Origin of the sequence: Chryseobacterium viscerum (assembly GCF_025949665.1) — a bacterium.
Lineage (GTDB): Bacteria > Bacteroidota > Bacteroidia > Flavobacteriales > Weeksellaceae > Chryseobacterium > Chryseobacterium viscerum_A.
Genome location: NZ_JAPDFT010000010.1, coordinates 1 through 2,596, shown reverse-complemented (window position 1 = coordinate 2,596; position 2,596 = coordinate 1). Strand labels below are relative to the sequence as shown.

Genomic DNA, 2,596 nt, shown 5'->3' with positions numbered 1-2,596 from the left:
TGCTAATCCAATTGATCAGACAGGTATTATGATTTATCCTAACCCGGTAAGCTCAATATTGTTTGTGAAAAATATCAGCAAGAGAGCTAAATATAAGATCTACAATGCTGCCGGACAGGTAATCGGAGATGGTATCTTACTCAACAACCAAATCAACGTAAGCAGATTGATTAACGGTGTTTATGTAATCGATATCGATGATAACGGTAAAACTGTTCAGAAGAAATTTATTAAAGAATAGATTAACTAAATTTCAAATAGAATAAGCCCCCAGAAATGGGGGCTTATTTTTTTATTACCCTTTATTATATATTGATTAATTACAATATTTTGATTTTTTTTTATTTAATTATTCTTTAATTGTTTATATTTTTAATTATTCTTGTGTTTTATTGAGATGTTTTTATTGAAATGGCCGTTTTGTGTTTTTATTGATAATAAATTTATTAAATTTGTGGCATTAATATAAAAAACAAAAAAACGATGAAGAAACTCTTTACCTCTTTAATTCTGTTTCTCGGTTTGATCTTTGGACTATCATTACATGGCCAAGTCGTAACCATTGGAACGGGAACCAGTACGCAGCGATATCCTTTGACACCCTACTATGGGTATCAAAGATCAGCATCACTATATACTGCTGCAGAAATAAATACTCCAGGTGGAGGAAATATCTTATCCGTAGGATGGGAGGCTACCACAACCATGAATATTACTTTCCCGGTTAAAGTTTATTTGAAATCCATACCGGCTACTACAACAGCCATTACAGCTCAAAACTGGAATACATTAACTACCGGAGCTACATTAGTATATAGTACGAACGTAACCAGTCTCGCGGTTGGTTGGAATACCCTCCAATTACAGCTTCCATACAATTACAATGGAACGGATAATCTTATGGTTTTAGTTGAAACTAATTACGGAGGATCCGGAGGAGGTTCTGGATCTGACGGAGCAGGTTTTAAATATAGTACTGCAACAGCTAGACATATGTATTTGGAAGCTGATTTTACAACACCTACAGGCAATGGTCCAGTAGATGCGAACAGACCAAATGTTCGATTAACTTTTGGTGCGCCGCCTACATGTTTATCTATGCCTCCGGGAGGAACATTATCTACTGGAACAATAACGGCTACCAGTGCAGTATTGAACTGGACTGCTTATTCATCTGCGCCTGCAGAAGGATATGATATTTATTACAGTACAACGAACGCTGCTCCAACAGCAGTGACACCTCCATCACAAAATGTTCTTTCAGGAACCACTGCAACACTTTCACCATTAGTATCTAATACAACGTATTATGCATGGGTAAGAGCAAAGTGTAGCGCTACAGATCAAAGTGTCTGGTCAGGGCCAATAATGATCACTACATCTCCTGTATGCCCACCGATGCCTGCAGCTGGATCATTATCTCTTGGTACGGTAACACCTACAAGTGCAGTACTAAACTGGACTGCTTTTGGATATGTACCAGCTGGAGGGTATGATATTTATTACAGTACAAGTAACATCACTCCAACAGGATTAACTGTACCATCACAAAATGTTCCTTCTGGAACTACTGCAACACTTTCCCCACTTACTGCTAACACAACGTATTATGCATGGGTAAGAGCAAGATGTAGTGCAGCAGACCAAAGTGCATGGAAAGGACCTGTTTCTTTCTATACAGGATATTGTGTGCCTACAGGAGGTACTTCAAGTACGTCATATTATCTGAATAATATTACTACCACAGGTGGAGTTTCAAACTTAAATTATTCCGCAAACAGCTATACAGCATATGTAAATAATTCCTCGACTGTAGTTTCTGCAATCCCTAGTGCATCTGTAAATGTAAATCTTGCAGCTGCGGGAGCTAGCTCATATCACTATTATATCTGGGTTGACTGGAATAATGATATGAATTTCAACGGTGCGGGAGAAACTATTCTGGCTACTACCGGCTATACCGCAACTGCAACGGGTACTATTCCAATTGCAGCGGGGCAAGCTCCTGGAAACTATAGAGTGAGAATGGCAACAACAGAATTTGGTTTTATTACTGCTTGCGGACCTGTGTCTTCTGGTAACTACGTGGACTTTACATTGAGTGTTATTGCTTTACAACCATGTTCTGCGGTTCCACCTAGTAATATTATCGTTTCAAACCTTACTGGAAGTTCAGCTGTTGTAAGTTGGGTTCCTATAATAGGAGCAAGTTATACATTGAGATACAAAAAGATTACAGATATCACTTGGACGACAATCAACATTACAACTCCGCTTACAAGCAGCCAGCTATTAAGTAACTTAGTAGATCAGACAGCATACGAAGTTCAGGTAGCTACTATTTGTGGAGGTACTACAGGAGCATTCTCTCCGAGTGTAAACTTTACAACTCCGGCTCTTACTTATTGTACAACGGCTCCTACAGGTAATAGCACTACAAATGGATATATTAATAATGTAACTGTTACTCCTGCGAATACTCCTATCATGTTGAGTAATTCAGGATCGGATAACTATAAAGATTACACTCCAGACCCTACAAGAGTAGTTATATTCGAAAGAGGTTCTGCAAATAATAAAATTTCTGTAAACAAAT

General features: G+C 38.1%; 2 protein-coding genes. Both read left to right on the top strand.

Annotated elements, in window-relative coordinates; all coding sequences use genetic code 11:
- Positions 1-241 (top strand): T9SS type A sorting domain-containing protein (locus OL225_RS21990; RefSeq protein ID WP_264519606.1); only part of this gene is annotated, 241 nt, incomplete at its 5' end.
- A 242-nt stretch (positions 242-483) separates the two neighbouring features.
- Positions 484-2,596 (top strand): fibronectin type III domain-containing protein (locus OL225_RS21985; RefSeq protein WP_264519605.1); only part of this gene is annotated, 2,113 nt, incomplete at its 3' end.